Origin of the sequence: Variovorax trehalosi (assembly GCF_051216415.1) — a bacterium.
Lineage (GTDB): Bacteria > Pseudomonadota > Gammaproteobacteria > Burkholderiales > Burkholderiaceae_C > Variovorax.
Map to the genome: position 1 here is coordinate 128940 of NZ_JBPJZG010000001.1, position 24061 is coordinate 153000.

A 24061-nucleotide genomic window follows, 5' to 3' on the forward strand; every position below is an offset into this window, starting at 1 on the left:
CGTGCGCGGCGGCGACCTTCGCTCGGCGCTGCTCGAGCACCCGGCCGTTTCGGTTCCTACTTGTCGTGATGCAGGTAGGTCGCCCGGCGCGGCAGCATCAGGCTGACCGCGAAAACCACCACCATCATTGCCGTCACGTACCAATAAAAGTACGACTCGTGGCCGATCGACTTCAGGCCCAGCGCCACGTATTCCGCGCTGCCGCCGAAGATGGCGTTGCCCACGGCGTACGAGAGGCCCACGCCCAGCGCGCGCACTTCGGGCGGGAACATCTCGGCCTTCACGATGCCGCTGATCGAGGTGTAGAAGCTCACCACGGCCAGTGCCACGACGATCAGCACGCCGGCCAGCAGCGGACTGGTCACGCTCTGCAGGCTGGTCAGCACCGGCACCGTGATCAACGCGCCGAGCACGCCGAACAGCAGCATGTTGCTGCGCCGGCCGATGCGGTCGGACAGCGCGCCGAACAGCGGCTGCATGCACATGTAAATGAAGAGGCATGCCGTCATCACGTTGCTGGCCGTCTTGATCGACATGCCGGCCGAGTTCACCAGGTACTTCTGCATGTAGGTGGTGAAGGTGTAGAAGATCAGCGAGCCGCCGGCCGTGTAGCCCAGCACCATGAAGAAGGCGCGCTTGTGGTGCTTGAACAGTTCGCCCATGGTGCCGGCGCCCTTGGCGGCGCGGGTCTCGGTGCTGGCGGTTTCGGTGAGCGAGCGGCGCAGCATGAGGGCCACCACCGCGGCCACCGCGCCCAGCACGAAGGGAATGCGCCAGCCCCAGGCCTTGAGCTCGGCATCGTCCAGGAACTGCTGCAGCACGACCACGACCACCACGGCCAGCAGCTGGCCGCCGATCAGGGTCACGTACTGGAAGGACGAGAAGAAGCCGCGCTGTCCGCGCATCGCCACTTCGCTCATGTAGGTGGCGGTGGTGCCGTATTCGCCGCCGACCGACAGGCCCTGCAGCAGCCGCGCGGCCAGCAGCAGCACCGGTGCCGCCGCGCCGATGCTGGCGTAGGTGGGCAGGCAGGCGATGACCAGCGAGCCCACGCACATCATCGTCACCGAGACCACCATCGAGGTCTTGCGGCCCTTGCGGTCGGCCAGCCGGCCGAAGATCCAGCCGCCGATCGGGCGCATCAGGAAGCCGGCGGCGAACACGCCGGCCGTGTTCAGCAGCTGCGCCGTCGGGTCCGACTTGGGGAAGAACGCGGGTGCAAAGTAGATGGCGCAGAACGCGTAGACGTAGAAGTCGAACCACTCCACCAGGTTGCCGGACGAGGCCGCGAAGATCGCGAAGATGCGCTTGCGCTTTTCCTCGAAGGTGTAGGGCGTGGAGGAGGTGTCGGGGAGGGATGCGTCCGGGCTGGAGGCACCGGCGCTGGCGATGGCGGTCATTGGGGTCCTTGTCTCTGGGCGCGGCCCGTGGGACCGCCTGAAGCTTGTGCCCGGGAGTCTCTTCCGGCGCTGCCGCGCCGTCGTCCGTAGCCGCCCGCCGCGCTGCTACGTACCTGTACGCAAGGGTAAATACCTAGAGCGCGTGTTCCCGCAGGAACCGGTCGAGTTCGTGGCTGTTCGACAGGCCCAGTTTGGCGAACACATGGGCGCGGTGCGTCTCCACCGTGCGCAGCTCCAGGGGCGCGAGCTCCAGCGCGATCTTCTTGTTGGGCTTGCCCTCGGCGACCAGCCGGGCCACCTGCATCTCGCGCGGCGTGAGCTTGGCCCACAGCAACTGCGCGGCCTGCCGGGCCTGCCGGCGCACGGCAATGTCCTGCGCCTGCTGCAGCGCCCTGGCGATGCTCTCCAGCAGGCGTTCGTCGTTGCAGGGCTTCTCGAGCCAGCCGAACGCGCCGTTCTGCACCGCCTCGACCGCCATCGGAATGTCGCCGTGGCCGGAGAGGAACAGCACCACCAGCGGACTGTCCTGCGCGCGCAGCGCATCGAACACCTGCAGCCCGCTCATGCCTTCCATGCGCAGATCGAGGACGACGCAGCCCGCGCGCTGGACGTCGGCGCTGGCCAGGAACGCCTCGCCCGAGGCAAAGGTCTGCACCGCGTAGCCGCGCGACAGCAGCAACAGGCCCAGCGACCGGCGCACGGCCTCGTCGTCGTCGACCACGCACAGGTTGTTGGCAAGGGTGGCATTCACGTCGAAACCTCCAGCTCCAGGGTGAAGACCGTGCCGCCGCCGGCCCGGTCGGCAAAGGAAAGTCGCCCGCGGTGGGCTTCCACGATCGAAGCCGCGGATGCGGCGCACGATCTCGGCACTGCGCTGGGCCTGCGCCACGGTCTCGTCGAGACTGTCGGCCAGCAGCGCCTGGTTGCCCTGTTCCGCGAAGGCCTTGGCGGCGCTCGCGAAATTGCTCAGCGCCATCAGCGGCTGGTTCAGTTCATGGGCGAGGGTGGAGGCCATCTCGCCCAGGCTCGCCAGGCGCTGGGCATGCTGCAGCTGCTCGTCGTTCTCGCGCTGGCGCAGTTCGGCGCGCTTCTGCGCGGTGATGTCCACCACCGAACTCATCCAGCCGCTGTGCTGGCCGCCGGCATCGATCAGGCGCGCGGTGTAGACCCTGGTGATGACGTCGTGGCCGTCCCGGTGGCGCAGGCGCGATTCGAAGCCCGAGAGGTCGGTCTGCCCGCTCAGCATGGTGTCGTTGTGGCGCCAGTGCTGCGCCACGTCGTCGGGGTGCCAGTAGGGGTAGGGCGGCAGCCGGCCGAGCAGCTCGTCGGCGCCGTAGCCGACCATCTCGCAGAAGGCCGGGTTGACATAGATGATCCGGCCCTCCAGGTTGCGTGCGCGCATGCCGACCAGCAGCGAGTCTTCCATGGCCTTGCGGAAGGCGTGCGCTTCGTCCAGCGCACGCGTGCGCTCGCGCACCCGCTGCTCCAGGTCGCGCCGCGCATCGCGCTGCTCGGCGAATCGGCGCTCGCGCAACTGCCAGTACAGCCCGCCCAGCAGCAGCACGCCGGCACCCAGCAGCCCGAGCATCCAGGTGCGCTCGCGGGCGTCGGTCACCTCCGCGTGATCGGCCATCACCGTCAGGGTCCAGCCGAGATCGGGCAACGCTTCGTCCACTGCGAGGAACCGGCGCGAGCGGCCGTCGATGTCGGTGCGCACGAGGTAGGCGGGCTGCCCGTCGCCGCTCTCCACGGTCCAGGGCAGGACAGGAAAGCGGTTGCGGGCGCCGTACTGCTGATGCCGCTGTACCTCCGCAAGGTCCGCGTCTCCCAGCGCCCGCGTGGACTGGTACATCCACGATGGCACCGAGCTCAGGAAGACGATGCCGTGGACGTCGGTCAGCAGGATCGGGTCGCGCAGGAACGCCCACGCCGCCTGGCGCAGGATGACCTTGGCCGCCATCACGCCCAGCACGGCGCCGTTCTCCGAGCGCACGGGCGCGGACACAAAAAGCCCGGGTTCGCCGGTGGTCTGGCCGACGCCGTAGAAGAGGCCGTTGCGCCCCGCGAGCGCATCGATGAAGTAGGGCCGGTTGGCATAGGACTCGCCGACGAAAGTCTGCGGCGTGGCCCAGTTGCTCGCTGCGAGCGTGAAGCCCTGCGGGTCGATCAGGTACAGCACATCGGAGCCCGCGTCGCGGTTCACTTCCTCGATGTAGCGGTTGGCACGCTGGCGCGCGGCGGCATCCTGCGGATGCGCGAGCGCGGCGAGCACGTCGGGATGCATGCCCGCGGTGAGCGGCAGGTAGCCGTACTTGCCGGCGGTGTCGCGCAGGCCCAGCACATGCACTTCCATCGCGCGGCGGATCGAGTCCGTCTGGAAGGCCGTTTCGCGGTTCGCTGCCCACTGTCCCGCGGCGGCGATCAATGCCACGGTCAGCGCGATGGCCGTCACCCAGGCAAACAGCGCGCGGCGGCCGGAGCGGGCGTGGGAAGTCGGCGGTTCAGGCGTGAGAGGCGGCATGAGGAAGCGGGGCCGGCTGGCGCGGCGGATGAGATTCTGCACGCGCCGTCCGCTGGCGCCCGTGCGCCGCGACCGCTCAGGCCGGCGCTTCCCAGTCGCCGCCGAGCGCCTTCACGAGAAACACCGAGGTCAGCAGGCGCTGGCCCTGCAGCTGCGCGGCCTGACGCTCGACCGTCAGCAGCGACTGCTGCGCGGTGATCACATCGAGGTAGGTCGACGCGCCGCCTTCGTAGCGGCTGGTCGCCATGTCGAGCACGCGGCGCGCGGCGGCAACGGCCGCCTGTGCCTGCGTGGTGGCGCTGTCGAGCGCGGAGAGCCCGGTGATGCCGTCTTCCACTTCCTGCATCGCGGTGAGCACCGTGCGGCGGTAGTTGCCCACGGTGGCGTCGTAGCCGGCCTTGGCGAAATCCACATTCGCGCGCACGCGCCCGCCGTCGAACAGTACCTGCGTGGCCGACACGCCCACCGACCACAGGAGGCTTGGTCCGTTGAACAGCGATTCGATCAACCGGCTGTCCACGCCCACGGTCGGCGAGATGATGAAGCTCGGGTAGAAGGCCGCGGTGGCCACGCCGATCTGTGCATTCGCGGCCGCCATCGAACGTTCGGCCGAAGCCACGTCGGGCCGGCGCTGGAGGATTTCGGACGGCACGCCCAGCGGCACCGCAGGGGGGCGGATCTCGCGCAGGTCCACGGGGAGCGCGAAACTCGGCGCCGGTGTACCGGTGAGGGTGGCGAGCGCGTGCTCGTACTGCGCGCGCTGCTTCTTGAGCACATCGACCTGCGTCAGCGTGGTTTCCAGCAGCGCCTGCTGCTGCGCCACGTCGAGGCCCGAGACGGCGCCCAGGTCGTGCCGCGCGGTGACCAGCTCGAGCGCGCGGCGCTGCAGGCCGATGGAGCGCGAGAGCACGTCCAGCTCGATGTCGGTCGAGCGCAGGTTGAAGTAGTTGTTCGCCACGTCCGCGGTGAGCACGAGGCGCGTGTTCGCGAGGTCCGCGGCCGATTGCTCGGCCGATGCCGTCGCGCCTTCGACCGTGCGCTGCACGCGGCCGGCCAGGTCGAGCTCGTAGCTGGCGTTGAGTGACAGCGCGAAGTCGTTCTGCACCGTCGATGCGTTGGTGGTCGCGTAGTTCGTGAGCGGCCGGTTGGCCGAAATCTTCAGGCGCGAGGCGCGGGCGCCGAGGCCCAGCTGCGGGAATCGGCTGGCCGAGCTGACATCGAGATTGGCACGCGCCTGGGCGAGCCGGGCGTTGGCGATGGTCAGCGTCGGGCTGCCGGCGAGGGCCTTGTCCTGCAGCGCGTCGAGTTGCGCATCGTTGAAGCGCTTCCACCACGGGCCCTTGTCGGCCACGTCGTTCGGCGTGGCCTGGCGCCAGGGCGCCTCGAGCGTCCAGCTGACGGGCAGTGGGGTCTCAGGCGTCTTGTAGTCGGGCCCGACCGCGCAGCCCGCGGCGAGCAATGCCGCGATGGCGGCGGCAATGACCCGCAGTCTCACGCCGGTTCCTTTTTGGCGGCTGCCTTTGCAGCGGGGGCGGGCTCATCAGGCGCCACCGTCACCACGTCGCCTTCGGCCAGCGAGTCGGAGGGGTTGAGCACCATGCGGTCGTTGTTGCCGAGGCCGTCGATCACCTCGACGTTCTCGCCGTAGTTGCGGCCCAGCGTCACCGCGCGCAGCGCGATGCGGCCCTGCGCATCGACCACCGCGATGCGCGTGCCCTCGGCGCGGAACAACAGCGCATTGGCCGGCACCGTGATCGTGCGAGCCGCGGCCAGCGGCAGCGACACCTGCACGTAGGCGCCCGGCAGCAGCGCGCCGTCGCGATTGGGCAGCGACACCTCGACCTGCATCATCCGCGTGGTCGCGTCGATGGCGCCCGAGGTGCGCGCCACTTCGCCCTTGAAGGTCTGGCCGCGCAGCTCGGCCTGCGTCACCACCACCGGCTGGCCGGCCTTCACGAGCTGGGCGTAGGCCTGCGGCACGTTGATGTACACGCGCAGCGGATCGGTCTGCGCCAGCATGAAGAGCGCGCGGCCGGCGCCGCCGCCCGCGCCCGCATCGATCAGGTCGCCCACGTCGACGTTGCGGCGGGTGATGACGCCCGCGAATGGCGCGACGACGCGCTTGAAGCCTTCGGTCTGCTTCAGGCGCTGCACGTTGGCATCGGCGGCGGCCACGTTCGAGGTGGCCTGCGCGACGGCGCTGCGGCGTTCGTCCAGGTCCTGCTGCGAGACCACGTCCTTCTTGCGCAGGTTTTCCCAGCGCTCGGCCGTGCTCTGTGCGAGCGAGAGGCCCGAAGCCGCTTGCGCACGTGCCGCCACGGCTTGCGAGAGTTGCTGGTCGATTTCGGGCGTTTCGATTTCCGCGAGCAGCTCGCCCTTTTCGACGCGGCTGCCGATGTCCTTGGTCCAACGCTTGAGGTAGCCGCTCGCGCGCGCCGAGATCGGCGACTGCACGAAGCCCTGCAGCGTGCCCGGCAGCGCCAGCGTCTGGCCGGCGGTGGGCGTGCGCGGAAGGGCGGTCTGCACGTAGAGCTTGGCGCGCTCCGTAGTGCCCGCTTCGAGCGCACGCGCGTTGGCGATGCGCACGAACACCGTGCGCGCCGCACCGAGCGCCAGCAGCACCAGCACGATCACGACGAGCCAGCGCGTGCGCTTCACGATCTGCCGGCGGCGCAGCAGTTCGCCTTCGCCCTCTTCGACCGCGATGGGGTGGATGGCCAATGCCGAGTGGCGTTGCTCCGTCATGAAATCAGTTCTCCTGGGGCGCTGCGCCCGCTGGCGTGTGACCCGAGTGGCCGGCTTCTTCGCGTGCCGCCTTGCGATGCGCAAGCCGACTGTGCACCCCCGCGAACACGGCGGGCACGAAAAACAATGTCGACACCGTGGCAAAAAGCAGACCGCCGATGACCGCACGGCCCAGCGGCGCGTTCTGCTCGGCACCTTCGCCGAGGCCCAGTGCCATCGGGATCATGCCGATGATCATGGCCAGCGCCGTCATCAGCACCGGCCGGATGCGGGTGGCGCCGCCTTCGAGCGCGGCCGAGAGCGGCGGAATGCCGGCCTGCAGCCGCTCGCGTGCGAACGACACCAGCAGGATGGAGTTGGCCGTGGCCACCCCCATGGTCATGATCGCGCCCGTGAGCGCGGGCACGCTCAGCGTGGTGCCGGTAATGAACAGCATCCACGCGATGCCGGCGAGCGCCGCGGGCAGGGCGGTGATGATGATGGCCGCGTCCAGCCACGACTGGAAGGTGACCACGATCAGCAGGTACACCAGCACGATCGCCATCGCCAGCCCCACACCCAGGCCGATGAACGACGATTGCATCGTCTGCACCTGCCCGCGGATGGTGACCTGGCTGCCGCGCGAGAGCTTGGGCCGCATCTCGTCGACCAGCACCTGCACCTTGGAGGCCACGCTTGCGAGGTCGGTGCCCTGCACGCTCACGTAGACGTCGATGACCGGCGCGATGTTGTAGCGCGACATCACGGCCGGCTGGCGCGCCGCCTGCGCATCGACCAGGTTGCCCAGCAACTGCTGCGAGGCGCCGCTCGCGGCCGCCGCGCCGCCCGCGCCCACCGGGATGTTGAGCAGCGAATCGAGCGAGTCGATGTTGTACTGCGGCGTCTGCACCGCGATGCTGTAGACCACGCCGTTCACCGGATTGAGCCAGAAGGCCGGCGCCGTCTGCGAACTGCCCGAGAGCGCGATCAGCACGTTCTGCCCCACGTTGGCGGCGGTGAGGCCGTACTGCTGCAGCCGCGTGCGGTCCATCTGCAGGTTGAGGCTGGGGCCGTCGAGCCGCTGGTGCACGTGCGCATCGACCGCGCCCGGGATCTGCCTGATCGCTTTCGTGAGCTCGGCCGCGCGCGCCGCGTTGCCCGCGATGTCGGCGCCGCTGAACTGCACGTCGATGGCCGCGGGCAGGCCGAAGTTCAGGATCTGCGTGACGATGTCCGCGGGCTGGAAGAAGAACTCGATACCCGGAAAGCGCTTGGGCAGCTCCGCGCGCAGCAGCGTGACGAACTCCTCGGTGGGCCGGTGGCCGTCCTTCAGCGAGAGCAGCAGTTCGGCATCGAAGGTGCCGATGGTGCCGGCGTTGCTGTACGAGAGGTTGATGCCGCTGTTGGGAATGCCCAGGTTGTCGAGGATGGTCTCGAGTTGGTCGGCCGGCACCAGTTCGCGGATGGCGACTTCGACGCGGTCGGTCAGGCGCGCGGTTTCCTCGATCCGGGTGCCGGTGGGCGCGCGCACGTGCAGGCGAATCTGGCCCGCGTCCACGGTCGGGAAGAAGTCGCGGCCCAGCACCGGATACAGCAGGCAGGAAAGAAGACAGAAGCCGAGGAAGAGGCCAATGAAACCGCCGCGCTTCGACAGCACCACCGACAGCAGCAGCGTGTAGGCGCGGCGCACGCGTTCGAAGCGGCGGTCGAAGCTCTGGTAGACGCGCTGCAGCGCGCTCGGCTTCTTGCCTTCGACCGGCTGCGCGTGCACGCCGCCCATCAGCAGCATCACCAGCGTAGGCACCAGCGTGCGCGAGAGCAGGTAGGAGGCCAGCATCGCGAACACCACCGCCTCGGCCAGCGGCACGAACAGGAAGCGCGCCACGCCCGAGAGAAAGAACATCGGCACGAACACGATGCAGATGCACAGCGTGGAAACGAAGGCCGCGCTCCCGATCTCGCCCGCGCCGACCTCGATGGCTTCCCGGAGCGGCGTGCCCATGTGCAGGTGGCGCTCGATGTTCTCGATGGTCACGATCGCCTGGTCCACCAGGATGCCCACCGAGAGCGCAAGCCCGCCCAGCGTCATGAGATTGAGCGTTTCGCCCAGCGAATACAGCACCAGGATCGAGGCCAGGATCGACAGCGGAATCGTGAGGCCGATGATGAGCGTGCTGCGCCAGTTGCCCAGGAACAGCAGCACCATCGCCGCCGTGAGCGCCGCCGCCAGGATGGCCTCGAACACCACGCCCTTCACGGCTGCCTTCACGAACACCGATTGGTCGAAGAGCGGCGTGACCTTGATGTCCTGCGGCATCGACTGGGTGGCGATCGGCAGCATCGCGCGGATGTTCGCCACGATGTCCAGCGTGGAGGCGCCGCCGTTCTTGAGCACCGACAGCAGCACGCCGCGCACGCCGTCCTGGCGCACGATGTTGGTCTGCGGCGAGAAGCCGTCGCGCACATAGGCCACATCGCGCAGGTAGGTGGTGGCCCCGTTCACCGTGCGCACCGGCAGGTCGTTCAGGCCCGCGATGGCGTCGGGCGAGCCGTTCATGCGCACGCTGTATTCGGTGGCACCGAACTTGGCGGTGCCCGAGGGCAGGATCAGGTTCTGCGTGTTGACCGCGTTCACCACGTCGGCCGGCGTGAGGCCGCGCGCCTGCATCGCCTGGGTGTCCAGGTCGACCGAGATCAGCCGGTTCTTGCCGCCGTAGGGGAACGGGATGGCTGCGCCCGGCACGGTGATGAGCTGCGGGCGCAGCTGGTTGACGGTGGCGTCGAAGAGCGAGTTTTCAGAGCGCGTGGGGCTGGAGAGCGCCAGCTGGATCACCGGCACGCTCGAGGCCGAATACTTGATGACCAGCGGCGGCGTGATGCCCGGCGGCAGCTGGCGCACCTGCGCCTGCATCGAGGCCACCACCTGCGAGATGGCCATCTCGATGTTGGCCGTGGGCTGGAAGAACACCTTGATGATGGACACGCCCGCGAGCGACTGCGACTCGATGTGCTCGATGTCGCTCACCGTGGTGGTCAGGCCCCGCTCGACCTGGCCCGAGATGCGCTGGCCCATCTCCTGGGCCGGCAGGCCCGTGTAGTTCCAGATGACGCTGACCACCGGGATGTTGATTTCCGGAAAGATGTCGGTGGCCATGCGCGCCAGGACAAAAGGCGTGGCCAGCACGATCAGCATCGCCATGACGATGAAGGTGTAAGGGCGACGCAACGCGAGCTGGACCATGGACAGGGCTCTCTGCTTCCGGCGGAAAAAGGTTTCGCATCATAAGGAAGTAGATTTAAGTTTGCTGCCGCCGTTTTCTCAGGGTGTGGCGCTTTACCAAAAGGCCGCATGTGGACGGGATTCGGCTGGTAATACGCGCAGCTTGACCCCGGCCCCTTCGATCCAGTCAGCGAGGCGGTGTGCTTTGAGCAGGGCGCAGCATGTCTTCGATCGCCGCGTCATGGGCTACAGGCAGTTTGAAGAACTTCACCTCGAATGAACCCTGCCACGCGAAGCGGGTTCCGCTGTCGCCGAATATTCCGAACTTCACCGGTATCTGGTGGCCCAGGTATGACTTCCAGTTCGATGACTTGAGCTTGGCAAAGTCGATGGCGCTCGAGATCGTCGGCGCGAGCAGGAAGCCTGACTGTCCCATGCCTGCGATGTAACGGTAGGCTCGCGACTTTCCGTCGGGATAGGTTGCAGTGAGATGAAGCTGCGGGGATTTGAATGCAATGGAAGCCGCCCTGCCGATCGCCGTCGGGCGCACGTCGATTTGAACGAACATCGGCGAATCCAGCGCCGGCACGTCGATCAGCTCGCCCAGCCGCATCGTGCGCTGCGAAACGGCGGCCCCCAAGTCAAATGGTGAAACCGATGTGTCGCGGGCAAGGACCGCATAGGAGCCGGCGAGTTGGGTCACCCGGTACTGGTTCAGTAGCACTGGCCAGCTCGCACCGTCTTCGATGGTCGGATAACGGTCGTCAATGGGGGCCACCGAAAAAAAGACCCAGTCGGGGCCCGCAATACGAAGGTGGTCCGCATTGGCACGTGCAAGGCCTTGCGTGTAGGCGGAATAACTCTGCGGGATCGGTCGAGGGGTCCAGTTGTTGCCACTGGCGAGCAGGACGGAGATGTCGGACGGATAGAGATCCGCTGTGCCTTGGGACACTGGCAGCGGATGCGCCGTCCGGATGCTCGCATTTGCACGTTCGAAGGCCTCATCAAAAAGGAATATCCCTTTGGCACGATTTACTATGCCGGCGGCCCCGCTCCTGACCGCCAAACGAAAGCTTTCGGCCACGGCCATGGGGGTCACCGGGGCGACGTTTGACGCGATAAACCCCCAGTTGAGGGCTGCGATCCCAAGTGCTGCTACGGCGCTCCACCGAGGCAACCACACCAGGCAGAGAAAGGCCACGAACACCGGGGCGAAAGCGGCTGCAATGGCGTGTCCGTCATGACGGACAAAACCGGCCTTGAAGCAAAGAAAGAAGAACAGCCCCGTCGCGCTCAGGAAGATCCATCGGTACTGCCGATTCAAATGCCAGGCGGACCTCAAGAGCAGCAGCGCACAGAGTGCGTAGACGGCGATGTCGCTTCTACGCCCCAGGGTCGACATGGCGTCGGTGTATCCCGAGATGATGGAAGTTTGTGCCATGAAATACGCCGGCAGGTTGGATATCGCCTGCCCGCAAGCCACCCACGCCACAAGCAATGTCGACACAAAGACCACTGCACCCAGCGATGCCAGCATTACCGATCTGCGCCAGACCACTGCCAGGGTGGCACCACCGCAAAACACCACAGTTGGAAGCGCGCTGCCTTTTATGAGCAAGAGGATGGATATGGCGGCCATGCCCAAAAGCAGCGAGGAAACATACAGGTATCGCTCCTTGGCAGGCTTCGCGCTGGCGAGCAAGACCGACAGCGGGAGACCCAGGAAGATCGGATCGAGCAAGTTGGCCTGGCTGAGCAAGAAAGGCAAGGCGAGCAGCCAGGCCCTGTTCTGCGCGCCACTGATGGTCCGGAAGCTCAAGAATAGCGATCCGGCGATCAAGAGCGCCCCCGCGAGCATCGCTGTGTCGGTCGCAGGGAAATACTGTCGCGAGTAAACCGTAGCCAGTGGGCCGAAGGTGAAGATGAGATCACGCCCGAACTGCAAGTTCTTCCCGGCCGCAACATTCAGCGCGTGCATCCAGGACATGTCCAGCGATCCGTCCGGGAAACTCGTGGAGAAGGGAACGAGGATCAAGACGGTGAGGATTGCCGCAAACCAGGTTGCGAGAGTTGCGGCCATGGAGTGCCACGCAGGGCCTCCACGCACATCGATGCATTTTTCCATCAGGTACGGAGTTCTTTTACGGTTGCAGCCGATCGGCCGAGGCGCCATTTTCGCTGTCTATTGCACTCCAACATCAGGCGTTCACGCGACGTACTACTCGCTTGGACCGGAAACAATGGGCGCGGACCTGTGCCCGCTTGCGGGTGATGGGCTGGCTAGGGCGCGGGCGCATCGAGCGCCAACCGCAGCCGCGTGACGTTCGGATTCCCCGGATCGCGCTGCACCCTGAACCCCAGCTTGCGCGCCAACGCCAGCATGCCGACGTTGTCGTAGAGCGTGATGTCCGCCAGTTGCTTCACGCCGGCTTCGGTGGCCGCATCGATCAGCTTGCGCATGAGCTTCATGGCAACGCCGCGGTGCTGCCACGCATCGCCGATCACGACGGCGAATTCGGCGACGTGCGCCGTCTCGGGCGTGTCGCCTCGCACGTAGCGCACCACGCCCATCTGCTGCTCCGCGCCGTCGACCATGGTGGTCGCGATGAGCGCGAGCTCGCGCTCGTAGTCGATGTGGGTCATGCGCCAGAGCTCGTCGGGCTGGGGCTTGCGTGGCGAGAGCAGGCGGCGGTAACCCGTTTCGTTCGACAGGCCCGCGACGAACGCCGTGTGCATCGGCAGGTCGTCGGCGTGGATCGGGCGGATGCGCACTGGCGTGCCGTCGGCGAGGTGCCAGTCTTCGACAAGGTGACTGGGGTAGCCGACGGCCGGCATGGCATCAGCCGATGACTTCGGGCCAGTCTGTGTGGAAGAACTGGCCTTCGGGTTTGTCCACGCGTTCATACGTGTGCGCGCCGAAGAAGTCGCGCTGCGCTTGCAGCAGGTTCGCGGGCAGGCGCTCCGTACGGTAGCTGTCGTAGTAAGCCAGCGACGCACTGAACGCCGGCACCGGAATGCCGTTGCTCACCGCCAGCGCCACCACCTCGCGCCAGTTCTGCTGCGTGCGATTGAGCAGGTCCTTGAAGAAGGGGTCGAGCATCAGGTTGGCCAGCGCCGCGTCGGTGCGGAAGGCGTCGGTGATGCGGTTCAGAAAGCGCGCGCGGATGATGCAGCCGCCGCGCCAGATCGACGCGATGCCGCCCAGGTCGAGCTTCCATTCCTTCTTGTCGCCCATCGTCTTGATGAGGTCGAAGCCCTGCGTGTAGCTGATGACCTTGGAGGCATAGAGCGCGTCGTGCACCTTGGCCACCAGCGCCTTCTTCTCCAGCGAGAGTTCGACCTTCGGTCCCTGCAGCACCTTGCTGGCGGCCACGCGCGCCTTTTTCTGCGACGACAGCACCCGCGCCTCGACGGCGGCGTTGATGGTGCTGATGACCACCGCGTTCTCGGCCGCATTGATCAGCGTCCACTGGCCCGTGCCCTTCTGGCCGGCCTTGTCGAGGATCAGGTCGACGATCGGCTTGCCCGTTTCCGGGTCCTTCTGCTCGAGTGCCTTGGCGGTGATCTGGATCAGGTAGCTCTGCAGCTCGCCGTCGTTCCACTCGTTGAAGATCGCGGCCATCTCGTCGGTGCTGAAGCCTGCTGCCTTGAACAGGCTGTAGGCCTCGCAGATGAGCTGCATGTCGCCGTACTCGATGCCGTTGTGCACCATCTTCACGTAGTGGCCCGCGCCGCCGGGGCCGATGTGAATGACGCAGGGCTCGCCGTCCACCTTGGCCGCGATGCTCTCGAAGATCGGCTTCATCACTTCCCAGGTGGAGAGCGGTCCGCCCGGCATGATCGACGGGCCCTTGCGCGCGCCTTCCTCGCCGCCCGAGACGCCCGCGCCGATGAAGCGCAGGCCCTTGCTGCTCAGGTAGGCATCGCGGCGCTCGGTGTCGGTGTAGAGGCTGTTGCCGCCGTCGATGACGATGTCGTCCTTCTCCAGCAGCGGAATGAGTTGCTCGATCACCTGGTCGACCGGCGCGCCGGCCTTGACCATGATCTGGATCTTGCGGGGCTTCTCGAGGCTCTGGACGAACTCTTCGAGCGTCTTGGCGCCCACCAGCTTCTTGCCGGGGTTCGCGGCGACGAAGGCTTCGGTGGTGGCCTCGGTGCGGTTGTAGACGCTGACCTGGAAGCCTCGGCTTTCCACGTTCAGCACGAGGTTCTGGCCCATCACGGCCAGGCCGATCAGTCCGAAATCGCTTTTCTTGCTCATGTTTCCCCGGAGCCCTTCCTTGGTATGCGGTTGATGAGGGTTGGATGTGGCGGTCATTGTGCCGGGGCCACCGCAGCCCGGCGTCGGAGGGCGTCTATACCCGCTTGGCAAACGGGTCCGGGCTGGCTATGTTTGGCGAGATGACTCCCGCCGCCGCTTCCGCGCCCGCCGCCATACACGCCTGGTCGACCGACACCGTGCCGCCGCCGCAGCGGCTGGACTACTGGATCGGCGCGATCTGCGAGGGCTTTCTCGAGATGGACGTGACCAGCACCGACGCCGGCGCGTTCGGCGCCACGCTCGAATCCGTGCCGCTCGGCCCCATCGGCGTGAACCGGGTGCGCGGCACCGCGCAGGACGTCTACCGCACGCGCCGCGCCATCGCCCACAGCCGGAGCAACTACTACTACCTGCTCTGCAAGACCGATTCGCCCTGGGTGGCCGTGCAGGAGGAACGCTCCGCGCGCATGCTGCCCGGCGACGTGGTGCTGGTCGATTCGCGGCGCCGCTATGCGTTTCATCTGCTGCAATCGGCCGACACCCTCTCGCTCGAACTGCCGACCGCGTGGGTCGAGTCGTGGCTGCCCGATGCCGGCGACCTCGTGGCGCGCCGCATCGACGGGTGCAGCGGCTGGGGCGGCGTGCTCAGCGGCTTCGCACAGCAACTGACGCCCGAAGTGGCCGCGAAGCCGCCGCTGCCCGCGGCGCTGCTGACCGACCAGTTGGGCGGGCTGCTCTCGCTGGCGTTCGGGCAGGCGCCAGCAGCGCTCGACCAGGGCAGCCGCGCCGCGTTGCGCCAGCGCGTGCTCGACGCCACCCGCGAGCGCCATGCCGAGCCGGGCCTCACGGCCGCGGGCGTGGCGCGCGAACTGGGCATTTCGGAGCGCAGCCTGCACCGCTGTCTCGCCGACGGCAACACCACCTTTGCGACCGCGCTCACGGGCTTTCGCATGCAGGTGGCGCAGCGCATGCTGGCCGATGCGCGCTTCGACCGGTTGAGCGTCGCGGAGATCGGGTTCCGCGTGGGGCTGAGCGACGCCTCGCATTTCGTGCGGCAGTGCCGCCGGCACCTGGGCCACACGCCGGGCGAGCTACGGCGCCTTCGCCCCTGAGGTCGGGGGCCCGGCAGACTCCTTCGTTCCCATGTCCATCGCCATGATCCACAGCGCCAGGAAGGCCGACAGGCCGAGCAGGGCCGAGAACCACAAGGCCCCGTCGTCCCATCGTTCCACCGCCAGCCCGAACAAGAAGGGTGCACCGGCCTGAACGATGCGCGCCGGCACCATCAGGAACCCTTGTCGTTGCCCATAGCCTTCGGCACCGAAGATCAACAGCGGAAGCGTTCCGATGGCGATGGTCAGGATGCCGTTTCCCAAGCCGTGCAACACCGCGAAGACAGCAGCGGCCGAAGTACCGAACACGCCGAGACAGAGCGCGCCCAGCGGGTGAGCGAGGGTGGCCAATCGGGCCGAGAGCAGCGGGTGCGCGCGCTTTAGAAAAGTGAACTCGATCACCCGCCCCACCACCTGGGCCGGCCCGACCAGCGCGGCGATGCCAACCGCTGCGGCCAGCGTGGCGCCGCTGGCCAACAGCAGCTCCGGAAGGTGCGCGGCCATCGCCGTGCTGATGAACCAGGTGACGGCAAAGACGTAGGCCATCAGGACCGCGGCGCGACGCTGCTGCGCTGGTGCAAGTCCGGCGCCGGTGTCCTTCCGGCCGACAGTTGCTTCGTTCGACGACGTCTGACCGGGGCGAGAAGCGCGTGGCAGCAGCACATTGAGGGGAAGACCGATCACCAGGTGCAATGCCGCCCACACAAGACATGCTCCGCGCCAACCCACGGTGCTTTCCAGATAGGCCGACAACGGCCAACCCACGGTGCTCGCAAAGCCCGCGAACAGCGTGATGCCAGTGATTGCGCTGCGCGCATCCTGGCCGTGCAGGCGCACCACCGTAGCAAACGCCGCTTCGTAGAGCCCGCTGCCCATGGCCAGGCCCATCAGCGCCCAGGCGGCGAACACATGGCTGGCATGCGTGGCCTGGCTCAGTGCGGCCAGCCCTGCGGCAAACACCACGTTGCTGGCAATGAGCACCGGGCGCCCGCCGAGGCGGTCGATGAGCCGGCCGGCGTACGGCCCGATGCCGGCGGAAACGAGCAGTGCGACCGAGAAGGCGCCGAAAACCGTGGACGTGGAAATGCCGATGTCCTTGCCGATGGCGCCGGCCAGCACCGCAGGTAGGTAGTAAGACGAGGCCCACGCCAGGGTCTGAGCCACGCCGAGCAGCACTGTCGTCGTGGTCCTGTGTTGCACGCTGGGTTGGCCTTGCTCAGATGCTGCGCAGGTTGACCCGCTTGGACAGCGCTTCCGCGCTCTCGCGCCGCTCGCTGTAGCGGTCGACCAGGTAATCCGCGCAGTCGCGCGTGAGCAGCGTGAACTTCACCAGCTCTTCCATCACGTCGACCACGCGCTCGTAGTAGGGCGAGGGCTTCATGCGGCCGTTCTCCTCGAATTCGAGAAAGGCCTTCGCCACCGACGACTGATTGGGGATCGTGATCATGCGCATCCAGCGGCCGAGCACGCGCAGCTGGTTCACCGCATTGAACGACTGCGAGCCGCCCGACACTTCCATCACCGCGAGCGTCTTGCCCTGCGTGGGGCGCACCGATCCGACGGCCAGCGGGATCCAGTCGATCTGCGCTTTCATGATGCCGGTCATCGCGCCGTGGCGTTCGGGCGATGTCCACACCATGCCCTCGGCCCACTGCGCGAGCGCGCGCAGCTCCTGCACCTTCGGATGGTCTTCGGGTTCGCCATCGGGCAGGGGCAGGCCGCGCGGGTCGTAGATGCGCGGCTCGGCACCCATTGCACGCAGCAGGCGTGCGGCCTCCTCGGTCAGCAGGCGGCTGTATGAGCGCTCGCGCACCGAGCCGTACAGCAGCAGGATGCGCGGTGCATGTGCGGCGCGCGTTGCAGGCAGGAGGCTGTGCAGATCGGGGCGGCGAAAGGCTTCCGGATCGAGGTTGGGCAGATCAAGGCTTTGCGACACGCTGGCCTTTCGCGTCGATCACGGCTTCGCCGTCTTCCTTGGTGAACGCGCCGAGCTGCGGGCGCGGCAGGATGTCGAGCACGGCTTCGGAAGGTCGGCACAGCCGCGTGGCAAGCGGCGTCACCACGATCGGCCGGTTGATGAGGATCGGGTGCTGCCCCATGAAGTCGATCAGTTGCTCTTCGGTCCACTTCGGATCGTCGAGGCCGAGTTCGTCGAAAGGCGTTCCCTTGCGGCGCAGCACATCGCGCACCGGCACGCCCATGGCCGCGATCAGCTGCTTCAGCGTGGCGCGATCGGGCGGGGTCTTCAGGTACTCGATGACCGTGAGCGCCTCGCCCGTGTTGCGGATCAACGCGAGCACGTTTCTGGACGTGCCGCAGGCGGGGTTGTGATAGATGGTGACGTCGCTCATGAGATTCGAAAAGTAGGTGTGGAGAGGTGGCGCAGTCTCAGCCGAGGCTCAAGCGAAGCGCAAGAGCGGCCAGCGTGACCGCGAGCACGGGGATGGTCATCACGATGCCGACCTTGAAGTAGTAGCCCCAGGCAATGGTGGTGCCCTTCTTCTCGAGCACATGCAGCCAGAGCAGCGTTGCCAGACTGCCGATCGGCGTGATCTTGGGGCCCAGGTCGCAGCCGATCACGTTGGCGTAGATCATGGCTTCCTTCACGATGCCGCTCGCGCTCGATGCGTCGATGGAGAGCGCACCGATCAGCACGGTCGGCATGTTGTTCATCACCGATGAAAGTGCGGCCGTGAGAAAGCCCGTGCCCATGGCAGCGCCCCAGACGCCGCTTTCCGCGAAGACGTTCAGCAGCGAGGCGATCTGGCCGGTCAAACCTGCGTTGCGCAGGCCGTAGACCACCAGGTACATGCCCAGCGAGAAGATCACGATCTGCCAAGGCGCCCCGTGCAGCACCTTGCGCGTGCTGATGACATGTCCGCGCGCCGCAACGCCCAGAAGGATGACCGCACCCACGGCCGCCACCGCGCTGACGGGAACGCCCAGCGGCTCCAGGCCGAAGAAGCCGATGAGCAGGAGCACCAGCACGATCCAGCCGGCCCGGAACGTCGCCGGATCGCGAATCGCGTCGACTGGCGCCTTGAGCTGGGCCACGTCGTAGCTCGCTGGAATGCCGCGGCGAAAGTAGAGCATCAGCACCAGCAGGCTCGCGAGCACGGCCGCGATGTTCACCGGCACCATGACCGATGCGTATTCGTTGAAGCCGATCTTGAAGAAGTCGGCCGAGACGATGTTCACCAGGTTCGACACGATCAGCGGCAGGCTGGCCGTATCCGCGATGAAGCCGGCCGCCATCACGAACGCGAGCGTGGCGGCGGGCGTGAAGCCCAGCGCGACGAGCATGGCCATCACGATGGGCGTGAGGATCAGCGCGGCGCCATCGTTGGCGAAGAGCGCCGAGACCGCTGCGCCCAGCAGCACGATGAATGCAAACAGCAGCCAGCCGCGCCCGTTGCCCCAGCGCGCCACGTGCAGCGCGGCCCATTCGAAGAAGCCGGCTTCATCGAGCAGCAGGCTGATGATGATGACGGCAACGAAGGTCGCGGTCGCGTTCCATACGATGCCCCAGACGACCGGGATGTCCGCGAGGTGAACCACGCCAAGGAGCAACGCAATGACGGCGCCGAGCGAAGCGCTCCAGCCGATGCCCAGGCCGCGTGGCTGCCAGATGACGAGCACGAGCGTGAAGACGAAGATCAGGATGGCCGCGAGCATTTGAAAAGTTTCTCTTGGATTGCGATGGGGTGCGATGACTCGCGTCGAAGATGCACAAAGGGCGGGAATTTCCGCCCCCGGATCAGATGCTTCGAAGGGCCGCGCGAAGTTGTGCTTCGTCCAGCGTGTCGAAGGGCGTTTGCGCCAGCTTGCGCATGCGCTCGCCGATGGCCTGGCGGGTGGACTCGAAGGCCGCGCGCTTTTCTTCCGCGTTCGTTCCGGCGTTGGACGGGTCGGGGTAGCCCCAGTGCATGGTCACGGGCGAGCCGGGCCAGTAGGGGCAGGTTTCCTCTGCCGCGCTGTCGCACACGGTGATCACCACGCGCAGGGCCGGTGCGCCGGGTGCCGCGAATTCATCCCAGCTCTTGCTGCGATAGCTGGAGGTGTCGATGCCCGCGGCTTCGAGCACTTCGATGGCCACCGGGTTGATGCGCCCGCTCGGTGCGCTGCCTGCGCTGTGGGCGCGCGCGTCGACACCGAGTTCCTGCGCCCAATGGTTGAACATGCCCTCCGCCAGCACGCTGCGTGCCGAGTTGTGCGTGCAGAGGATCAGGATATTTGTCGTCATGTCAGCGGGTTCCGATGTCGCGAACTTCGCGTTGAATGGCCAGGGTCTCGAGCTTGACGAGCGGGAGCGAAAGCAGGAACTCGATGCGGCGCTTGAGCGTGACCGCCGCGTCGGTGAAGGCGCGCTGCTTCGCCTCGTCCGACCCTTCGACGGCCGCCGGGTCGGCCAGGCCCCAGTGCGCGGTGATGGGTTGACCGGGCCAGACCGGGCAGACCTCGCCCGCGGCCTGGTCGCACACGGTGATGACGAAGTCCATGTGCGGTGCGCCGTCTTTCGCGTACTCCCCCCAGCTTTTGCTTCGATAGCCGGAGTCCTTGAAATGCAGGTTGCGCAATGTGGCCAGCGCGAGCGGATGCACGGCGCCCCTGGGATGGCTTCCCGCCGAGAAGGCGGTGAAGCGGTCCGAACCCAGGTGGTCGAGGATCCCCTCGGCCAGGATGGAGCGGGCAGAGTTGCCCGTGCAGATGAAGAGCACGTTGTGTTTGCGTTCGGTCATGGTGCGAAAACCGGGTTTCAGGTTAAGGATGCGAAGGTGTCCAAATGGGCATCACTGGCCGCAGCAGGCGTTTTTTTGCAGCCCCAGTCGTCCGGCGGCCTTCGTGGCCAGGCCTTGCACCTGTTGGCTGACCTGGTCGCGCCCCTGACCGAACATCTTGGAAGCGTCCATCGTTCTGTAGTGCTCCCATGCCACGCCTTGCGGGTCGGTGACCCAGTGCTTCTCGCTCCTGGAATAGCAACAGACCGTGGCGCCCTCATCAAACAGAGTCTTGTCCGCGGCCTGCGCACGACTCTTGAGTTCAGCCAGTTCGCTTTCATCCTCGGCCTGGATGCCGAGATGGTCGATGCCCGTGCCATCTCCCCGCGTGGAGATCGCGAAATTGACCCGCGGGTCGTCCAACATCCATTTCGCGTAATCGCGCTCGACGCGCGCAGGCTCTGCCGCAAAGAGGTGGGAGTAGAACGCGATGCTCTTGCTCAGATCATCGACGTGCAGATGAACGTGAAACCGCTTCATGACAGGTTCTCCGAGATGGGTGTTGAGAGGGGACAACGAGGGGCGAAAACCATCAGCAGGCACAGGACGCATCGGCGTCTGCCAGACATGCCTGCCCTTCGCAGCAGTTCTCGGTGAGGTAGCCCAGCAAGGCATTCATCCGATCGAACGACGCGCGGTAGATGAGGTTGCGGCCCTGCCGCTCCTGCGAGATCAGGCTCGCGTGCACAAGCTCCTTGAGGTGGAAGGACAGGCCGGTGGCAGAAACCTCCAGTGCCTCGGTCAGCGCACTGGGCGTCAGGCCCGCGGGGCCAGCCACCACCAGTGCGCGAAACACCCTCAGGCGGATCGGCTGCGCGAGGGCAGCCAGGGATCGGACGACGTCGTTTTCTTCCATGATTCAAGTATCTTTGAATTATTGAATAATGGCAACCCCGGCAGATGGCGCGAACCGGCCATGGCCCTGGCAGGCCACGGCCATCCGGAGCGCGCACCCGTTCCTACAGTCGTTCTCTTTTCCATCGAAGAAGGAGACACCCATGTCCGACACCTACGTTCTCGTCCACGGCGCCTGGCATACCGGCGCGGAAATCGAAGCCGTGGCCGATCACCTGCGCAAAGCCGGTCACACCGTGCATTGCCCGACGCTGGCTGGCAACCGGCCCGGCGACGACCGCGCGACCATCGGCCTGGACGATGCGATCGCCTCGGCCGTGCGCTACATCGAGGAGAAAGACCTGACCGACGTGCGCCTGGCGGGCCACAGCTACGGCGGCATGGTGATCTCGGGCGTGGCGGACCGCATTGCGCACCGGTTGAAGCGGCTGGTGTACATCAACGCCTTCGTGCCGCTCGATGGCGAATCGCTCAACGACATGGTGCCGCCGCACTACGTGACGATGTTCGATGCCATCGCCGGAGCGAACGGCAACGCCGTGACCTTGCCGTTCGAGATCTGGCGCGAGGCCTTCATCAACGATGCCGATCTCGCACTCGCGCAGGCCGCCTATGACAAGCTGAATCCGCACGCGTACCGCACCTTCACCGACAAGATCCAGCTCAAGCAGCCGCTCGCGGCGCTCGCGCTCGGCAAGTCCTACGTCAATTGCCAGCAGGACATTGCGCTGCCGCACAGCCTGCCGTGGCATCCGCGCCTGTCGGAGCGGCTGGGACTTTTCAGGCTGGTGGAGTGCCCCGGCAGCCACGAGATGTTCTTCTCGAATCCCGCGCGGCTCGCGCAGGCGATCCTGGAGGCGGGGCGCGACTGAGGCCCTGCTGCGGATTCAGGCGCCGGCAAAGAGCGCGTCGAACACGCGAATCGATGCATAGGCATCGTTGGCCGCGTAGCGGATCTGCGACTCTGTCAACTGCTTGTTGGCCCAGTTCGAGGTGGTCGCCTTGCGCGACTTCATGAAGCGGCGGTCGAACACCAGCGCCACCGCCGTCTTCACGCCCACCGACTTGCGGTAGCCGCGGCGGCGGAATTCGTTGTCGATGTCGTACACCGCGCCCGGCTCGATGTTCAGGCGGTTGCGGATCAGCGTGAGGTCGGTCGAGAGGCCGAAGCCGACCTTCTTCAATTCGGTCGAGGCGATCAGCGCGGCGACCACCGGGTTGCATTCGGTGCGATGCAGCTGGAAGAGCCAGGCCGTCTCGCGCGTGGCGAACTGCACCACGTGCGGTCCGCCCGAGACCTCGTTCTTCGCGAAGGTGGGCTTGGATTCGGTGTCGAAGCCGGCGACTCCGGCGGTCAGCAAGGTGGCTGCGGCGTGCTCGGCCTCCTGCAGCGTGGTGACGACGACGATGTCCTTCAGGTCCAGGCCCTCGAAGGGCTCGAGCAGGGCGATCTGCTCGCGTTCGGGCAGGGGCTGCAACTTGGATGTGTTGTCGCTCACCGAGAGGATGCTTTCTTGGTCTTCACTGGGGCTTTCTTTGCGGGTGTCTTTTTGGCTGCCATTTTCTTCGCTGCGGCCTTGGGCTTGGGCTGTTTCGGAGGCTGACCCGAACGCAAGGCGGCTTCGTAGGCGAGGCGGCCCCAGCGCGCGGCTTCTTCGCGGTCTTCGAAGAAGTCGGCCGGGGCTTGCCGGTACGACATCGGCATCGACTTGCCCTGGCGCACATAGGTGAAGGGCGGCAGATTCAGCTTGTCGAAATGCCCGGCGCTTTCGGCGTCGGACTTGAGGTACAGCGTGTCCTTGAAAACGAGCGCGATCATGCGGCCCTCGTGCCACACGCCGTGGCCGCCGAACATGCGGCGCGTCTGGATACGGCCCAGGCGCTCGAAGGTCTCGTGCAGGCTCTGGACGAACTCGCTCATCGTGCAGCGTCCGGCCTGACTGGCGTCGATGCCTGCGCGCCGACCACGGTGTTCCAGGCCTTCACCCGCCAGCCGGTGACGATGCCGTTCAGCACATACGGGTCGGCTTTGGCAAAAGCCTCCGGCACCTCGGGCGATTCGGCCTCGAACAGCAGCACCGCGCCATCCGGCGGGTTGCCGGTGGCGCCGCCGAGCAGCAGCTCGCCGCGCTCCACCGACTGCCAGGCGAAGGCCAGGTGCACGTCGCGGAACTCCCCGCGGCGTTCGAGGTAGTCGGGGGCGGTGTCGTAGATCAGCAGGTAATGCATGAGGGGGTCTCCGCGGGGTTCATGCCGTGATTTCGATGCGGTTGCCGTCCGGGTCGAGCACCACGCTCTCGTAGTAGCCGTCGCCGGTGCGGCGTGGGCCGTCGAGCAGTGGATAGCCGTCGGCCTTCAGGCGTTGTGTGAGCGCGTCGACGGCGGCATCGGAGCCCACGCTGATCGCCAGGTGCGTCCAGCCCATGCGCTGCGCGCCGGCTTCGGCCGTGACGGGCGTGAGCGTGCGGGTCGTCATCGCCTCGATGCGGGCGCCATCGCCCAGGCTCAGGAAGCAGGAGGCGAAGCCTTTCGTCGGGTTCACGTAGCCGGCGCCGGCCGTCGCGCCGAAGTAGTCGACATAGAAGCGCTTGCAGCGTTCGAGATCGGTGGTCCAGAGTGCGATGTGATCGATGCGCATGACAAAACCAGGAATGAGGGGCCGCTCAATCCACCCGCCATGGCGGGCGCGAGGGCGACCAATGGTAGGCGATGCGTTCGCGTCCGCTGGTGGGGTGGTGGTCGACCGTGCCGCGCACGAGGCCATAGCGTTCGTAGAAGCGCTGCGCGGCGGTGTTGGTGGTGGCCACGTGCAGCCGCCAGCCGGTCGGTATGCGCACGCAGGCTTCGTCCAGCAGCGCCTGCCCGAGGCCCTGGTTGCGCAGGTGCGGCTCGACGAAGAGCTGGGCCACGTACTCGCGCCGCTCCAGCAGCACCATGAACGCGAGCACCTGGCCATCGCGCTCGGCCAGCACCACCTCGGCCGGTGGCACGAATTCGGTCTGCACGCGGCGCAGCCAGTGCGAAATGGGTTCGGTAAAGGCGGCGCCGCGGTTGGCCGAGATCCATGCACGCCGCCAGATGCCGGCCAGCACGAGGCTCTCTTCGGCGGTGCCGTCGCGCGACCGCAGGTGGAAGGCGGGGATTTGGGCGGCGGACATGCGTTTCATGATACGGCGCGTATCCGCCGCAG

Annotated in this window: 23 protein-coding genes and 1 pseudogene; 2 read left to right on the plus strand and 22 right to left on the minus strand. The window is 66.7% G+C overall.

Annotated elements, in window-relative coordinates; translation table 11 throughout:
- Positions 1–56: 56 nt before the first annotated feature.
- The 9 genes and pseudogenes from ACSFA7_RS00630 to gnd form a co-directional block, all read right to left on the minus strand.
- On the minus strand, positions 57–1400 hold the full coding sequence (locus tag ACSFA7_RS00630) for an MFS family transporter (protein WP_435497611.1): 1344 nt from the start codon (positions 1398–1400) through the stop codon (positions 57–59).
- A gap of 133 nt (positions 1401–1533) precedes the next feature.
- A complete protein-coding gene (locus tag ACSFA7_RS00635) occupies positions 1534–2151 on the minus strand; it encodes a response regulator transcription factor (protein ID WP_435498868.1) in 618 nt (205 codons plus the stop codon).
- Positions 2152–2244: 93 nt separating this feature from the next.
- Positions 2245–3921, minus strand: a pseudogene (locus ACSFA7_RS00640) (PAS domain S-box protein); the annotation flags it as partial.
- A 76-nt stretch (positions 3922–3997) separates the two neighbouring features.
- Positions 3998–5416 carry an efflux transporter outer membrane subunit gene (locus ACSFA7_RS00645; RefSeq protein WP_435497612.1) on the minus strand — a complete coding sequence of 473 codons (1419 nt, stop codon included), beginning with the start codon at positions 5414–5416 and terminating at the stop codon, positions 3998–4000.
- Positions 5413–6666 carry an efflux RND transporter periplasmic adaptor subunit gene (locus ACSFA7_RS00650; protein WP_435497613.1) on the minus strand — a complete coding sequence of 418 codons (1254 nt, stop codon included), beginning with the start codon at positions 6664–6666 and terminating at the stop codon, positions 5413–5415. Before ACSFA7_RS00650 ends, ACSFA7_RS00645 begins: the two co-directional genes overlap by 4 nt.
- Before the next feature lie 4 nt (positions 6667–6670).
- The gene (locus ACSFA7_RS00655) at positions 6671–9892 is read right to left on the minus strand and encodes an efflux RND transporter permease subunit (protein ID WP_435498869.1); all 3222 of its coding nucleotides are present in this window, start codon (positions 9890–9892) and stop codon (positions 6671–6673) included.
- Between the two features lie 160 nt (positions 9893–10052).
- On the minus strand, positions 10053–11945 hold the full coding sequence (locus ACSFA7_RS00660; protein ID WP_435497614.1) for a hypothetical protein: 1893 nt from the start codon (positions 11943–11945) through the stop codon (positions 10053–10055).
- 200 nt (positions 11946–12145) lie between these two features.
- Positions 12146–12700, minus strand: coding sequence for a GNAT family N-acetyltransferase (locus ACSFA7_RS00665; protein ID WP_435497615.1), 555 nt, complete (start codon positions 12698–12700; stop codon positions 12146–12148).
- 4 nt (positions 12701–12704) lie between these two features.
- Entirely contained in the window at positions 12705–14126 is a 1422-nt protein-coding gene (gnd, locus tag ACSFA7_RS00670) for a decarboxylating NADP(+)-dependent phosphogluconate dehydrogenase (protein WP_435497616.1), read from the minus strand.
- A gap of 140 nt (positions 14127–14266) precedes the next feature.
- Between gnd and ACSFA7_RS00675 the strand changes: the two genes are divergently transcribed.
- Entirely contained in the window at positions 14267–15238 is a 972-nt protein-coding gene (locus ACSFA7_RS00675) for a helix-turn-helix domain-containing protein (protein ID WP_435497617.1), read from the plus strand.
- Here ACSFA7_RS00675 and ACSFA7_RS00680 read toward each other — a convergent pair.
- The 8 genes from ACSFA7_RS00680 to ACSFA7_RS00715 form a co-directional block, all read right to left on the minus strand.
- Positions 15218–16438, minus strand: coding sequence for an MFS transporter (locus ACSFA7_RS00680; RefSeq protein ID WP_435497618.1), 1221 nt, complete (start codon positions 16436–16438; stop codon positions 15218–15220). The genes ACSFA7_RS00675 and ACSFA7_RS00680 overlap by 21 nt on opposite strands.
- Positions 16439–16454: 16 nt before the next feature.
- Positions 16455–17174 carry an arsenical resistance protein ArsH gene (gene arsH / locus ACSFA7_RS00685; protein WP_435497619.1) on the minus strand — a complete coding sequence of 240 codons (720 nt, stop codon included), beginning with the start codon at positions 17172–17174 and terminating at the stop codon, positions 16455–16457.
- On the minus strand, positions 17158–17589 hold the full coding sequence (arsC, locus tag ACSFA7_RS00690) for an arsenate reductase (glutaredoxin) (protein ID WP_435497620.1): 432 nt from the start codon (positions 17587–17589) through the stop codon (positions 17158–17160). The genes arsH and arsC overlap by 17 nt, the downstream gene beginning before the upstream one ends.
- Before the next feature lie 37 nt (positions 17590–17626).
- The gene (locus tag ACSFA7_RS00695; protein WP_435497621.1) at positions 17627–18913 is read right to left on the minus strand and encodes an arsenic transporter; all 1287 of its coding nucleotides are present in this window, start codon (positions 18911–18913) and stop codon (positions 17627–17629) included.
- An 82-nt stretch (positions 18914–18995) separates the two neighbouring features.
- Positions 18996–19481, minus strand: coding sequence for an arsenate reductase ArsC (locus tag ACSFA7_RS00700; RefSeq protein ID WP_435497622.1), 486 nt, complete (start codon positions 19479–19481; stop codon positions 18996–18998).
- Between the two features lies 1 nt (position 19482).
- Positions 19483–19977, minus strand: coding sequence for an arsenate reductase ArsC (locus ACSFA7_RS00705; protein WP_435497623.1), 495 nt, complete (start codon positions 19975–19977; stop codon positions 19483–19485).
- Between the two features lie 51 nt (positions 19978–20028).
- Complete coding sequence (locus tag ACSFA7_RS00710; RefSeq protein WP_435497624.1) at positions 20029–20496, minus strand: ArsI/CadI family heavy metal resistance metalloenzyme; 468 nt, start codon at positions 20494–20496, stop codon at positions 20029–20031.
- A 52-nt stretch (positions 20497–20548) separates the two neighbouring features.
- Complete coding sequence (locus ACSFA7_RS00715) at positions 20549–20872, minus strand: ArsR/SmtB family transcription factor (RefSeq protein ID WP_435497625.1); 324 nt, start codon at positions 20870–20872, stop codon at positions 20549–20551.
- 142 nt (positions 20873–21014) lie between these two features.
- Here ACSFA7_RS00715 and ACSFA7_RS00720 point away from each other — a divergent pair, with 142 nt between their 5' ends.
- Positions 21015–21743, plus strand: a complete 729-nt coding sequence (locus ACSFA7_RS00720) for an alpha/beta fold hydrolase (RefSeq protein ID WP_435497626.1) — start codon at positions 21015–21017, stop codon at positions 21741–21743.
- A 15-nt stretch (positions 21744–21758) separates the two neighbouring features.
- Here the strand turns inward: ACSFA7_RS00720 and ACSFA7_RS00725 are convergent, their stop codons facing one another.
- The 5 genes from ACSFA7_RS00725 to ACSFA7_RS00745 are packed head-to-tail and all read right to left on the minus strand — an operon-like array spanning position 21759 to position 24029.
- Positions 21759–22370 carry a 3'-5' exonuclease gene (locus tag ACSFA7_RS00725; protein WP_435497627.1) on the minus strand — a complete coding sequence of 204 codons (612 nt, stop codon included), beginning with the start codon at positions 22368–22370 and terminating at the stop codon, positions 21759–21761.
- A complete protein-coding gene (locus ACSFA7_RS00730; RefSeq protein WP_435497628.1) occupies positions 22367–22792 on the minus strand; it encodes a TfoX/Sxy family protein in 426 nt (141 codons plus the stop codon). Before ACSFA7_RS00730 ends, ACSFA7_RS00725 begins: the two co-directional genes overlap by 4 nt.
- Complete coding sequence (locus ACSFA7_RS00735; protein ID WP_435497629.1) at positions 22789–23100, minus strand: YciI-like protein; 312 nt, start codon at positions 23098–23100, stop codon at positions 22789–22791. Before ACSFA7_RS00735 ends, ACSFA7_RS00730 begins: the two co-directional genes overlap by 4 nt.
- A gap of 19 nt (positions 23101–23119) precedes the next feature.
- On the minus strand, positions 23120–23509 hold the full coding sequence (locus tag ACSFA7_RS00740) for a VOC family protein (protein ID WP_435497630.1): 390 nt from the start codon (positions 23507–23509) through the stop codon (positions 23120–23122).
- Between the two features lie 25 nt (positions 23510–23534).
- Positions 23535–24029 (minus strand): GNAT family N-acetyltransferase, encoded by a 495-nt coding sequence (locus tag ACSFA7_RS00745; protein ID WP_435497631.1) that lies wholly within the window; start codon positions 24027–24029, stop codon positions 23535–23537.
- Positions 24030–24061: the final 32 nt, after the last annotated feature.

Bases quoted from the DNA above. Each gene is read 5' to 3' on its own strand.
- ACSFA7_RS00630 (WP_435497611.1), bottom strand. From the start codon at position 1,400: ATGACCGCCATCGCCAGCGCCGGTGCCTCCAGCCCGGACGCATCCCTC.
- ACSFA7_RS00650 (WP_435497613.1), bottom strand. From the start codon at position 6,666: ATGACGGAGCAACGCCACTCGGCATTGGCCATCCACCCCATCGCGGTC.
- ACSFA7_RS00660 (WP_435497614.1), bottom strand. From the start codon at position 11,945: ATGGCCGCAACTCTCGCAACCTGGTTTGCGGCAATCCTCACCGTCTTG.
- ACSFA7_RS00665 (WP_435497615.1), bottom strand. From the start codon at position 12,700: ATGCCGGCCGTCGGCTACCCCAGTCACCTTGTCGAAGACTGGCACCTC.
- gnd (WP_435497616.1), bottom strand. From the start codon at position 14,126: ATGAGCAAGAAAAGCGATTTCGGACTGATCGGCCTGGCCGTGATGGGC.
- ACSFA7_RS00675 (WP_435497617.1), top strand. From the start codon at position 14,267: ATGACTCCCGCCGCCGCTTCCGCGCCCGCCGCCATACACGCCTGGTCG.
- arsC (WP_435497620.1), bottom strand. From the start codon at position 17,589: ATGAGCGACGTCACCATCTATCACAACCCCGCCTGCGGCACGTCCAGA.
- ACSFA7_RS00695 (WP_435497621.1), bottom strand. From the start codon at position 18,913: ATGCTCGCGGCCATCCTGATCTTCGTCTTCACGCTCGTGCTCGTCATC.
- ACSFA7_RS00700 (WP_435497622.1), bottom strand. From the start codon at position 19,481: ATGACGACAAATATCCTGATCCTCTGCACGCACAACTCGGCACGCAGC.
- ACSFA7_RS00705 (WP_435497623.1), bottom strand. From the start codon at position 19,977: ATGACCGAACGCAAACACAACGTGCTCTTCATCTGCACGGGCAACTCT.
- ACSFA7_RS00710 (WP_435497624.1), bottom strand. From the start codon at position 20,496: ATGAAGCGGTTTCACGTTCATCTGCACGTCGATGATCTGAGCAAGAGC.
- ACSFA7_RS00715 (WP_435497625.1), bottom strand. From the start codon at position 20,872: ATGGAAGAAAACGACGTCGTCCGATCCCTGGCTGCCCTCGCGCAGCCG.
- ACSFA7_RS00720 (WP_435497626.1), top strand. From the start codon at position 21,015: ATGTCCGACACCTACGTTCTCGTCCACGGCGCCTGGCATACCGGCGCG.
- ACSFA7_RS00730 (WP_435497628.1), bottom strand. From the start codon at position 22,792: ATGAGCGAGTTCGTCCAGAGCCTGCACGAGACCTTCGAGCGCCTGGGC.
- ACSFA7_RS00735 (WP_435497629.1), bottom strand. From the start codon at position 23,100: ATGCATTACCTGCTGATCTACGACACCGCCCCCGACTACCTCGAACGC.
- ACSFA7_RS00740 (WP_435497630.1), bottom strand. From the start codon at position 23,509: ATGCGCATCGATCACATCGCACTCTGGACCACCGATCTCGAACGCTGC.
- ACSFA7_RS00745 (WP_435497631.1), bottom strand. From the start codon at position 24,029: ATGTCCGCCGCCCAAATCCCCGCCTTCCACCTGCGGTCGCGCGACGGC.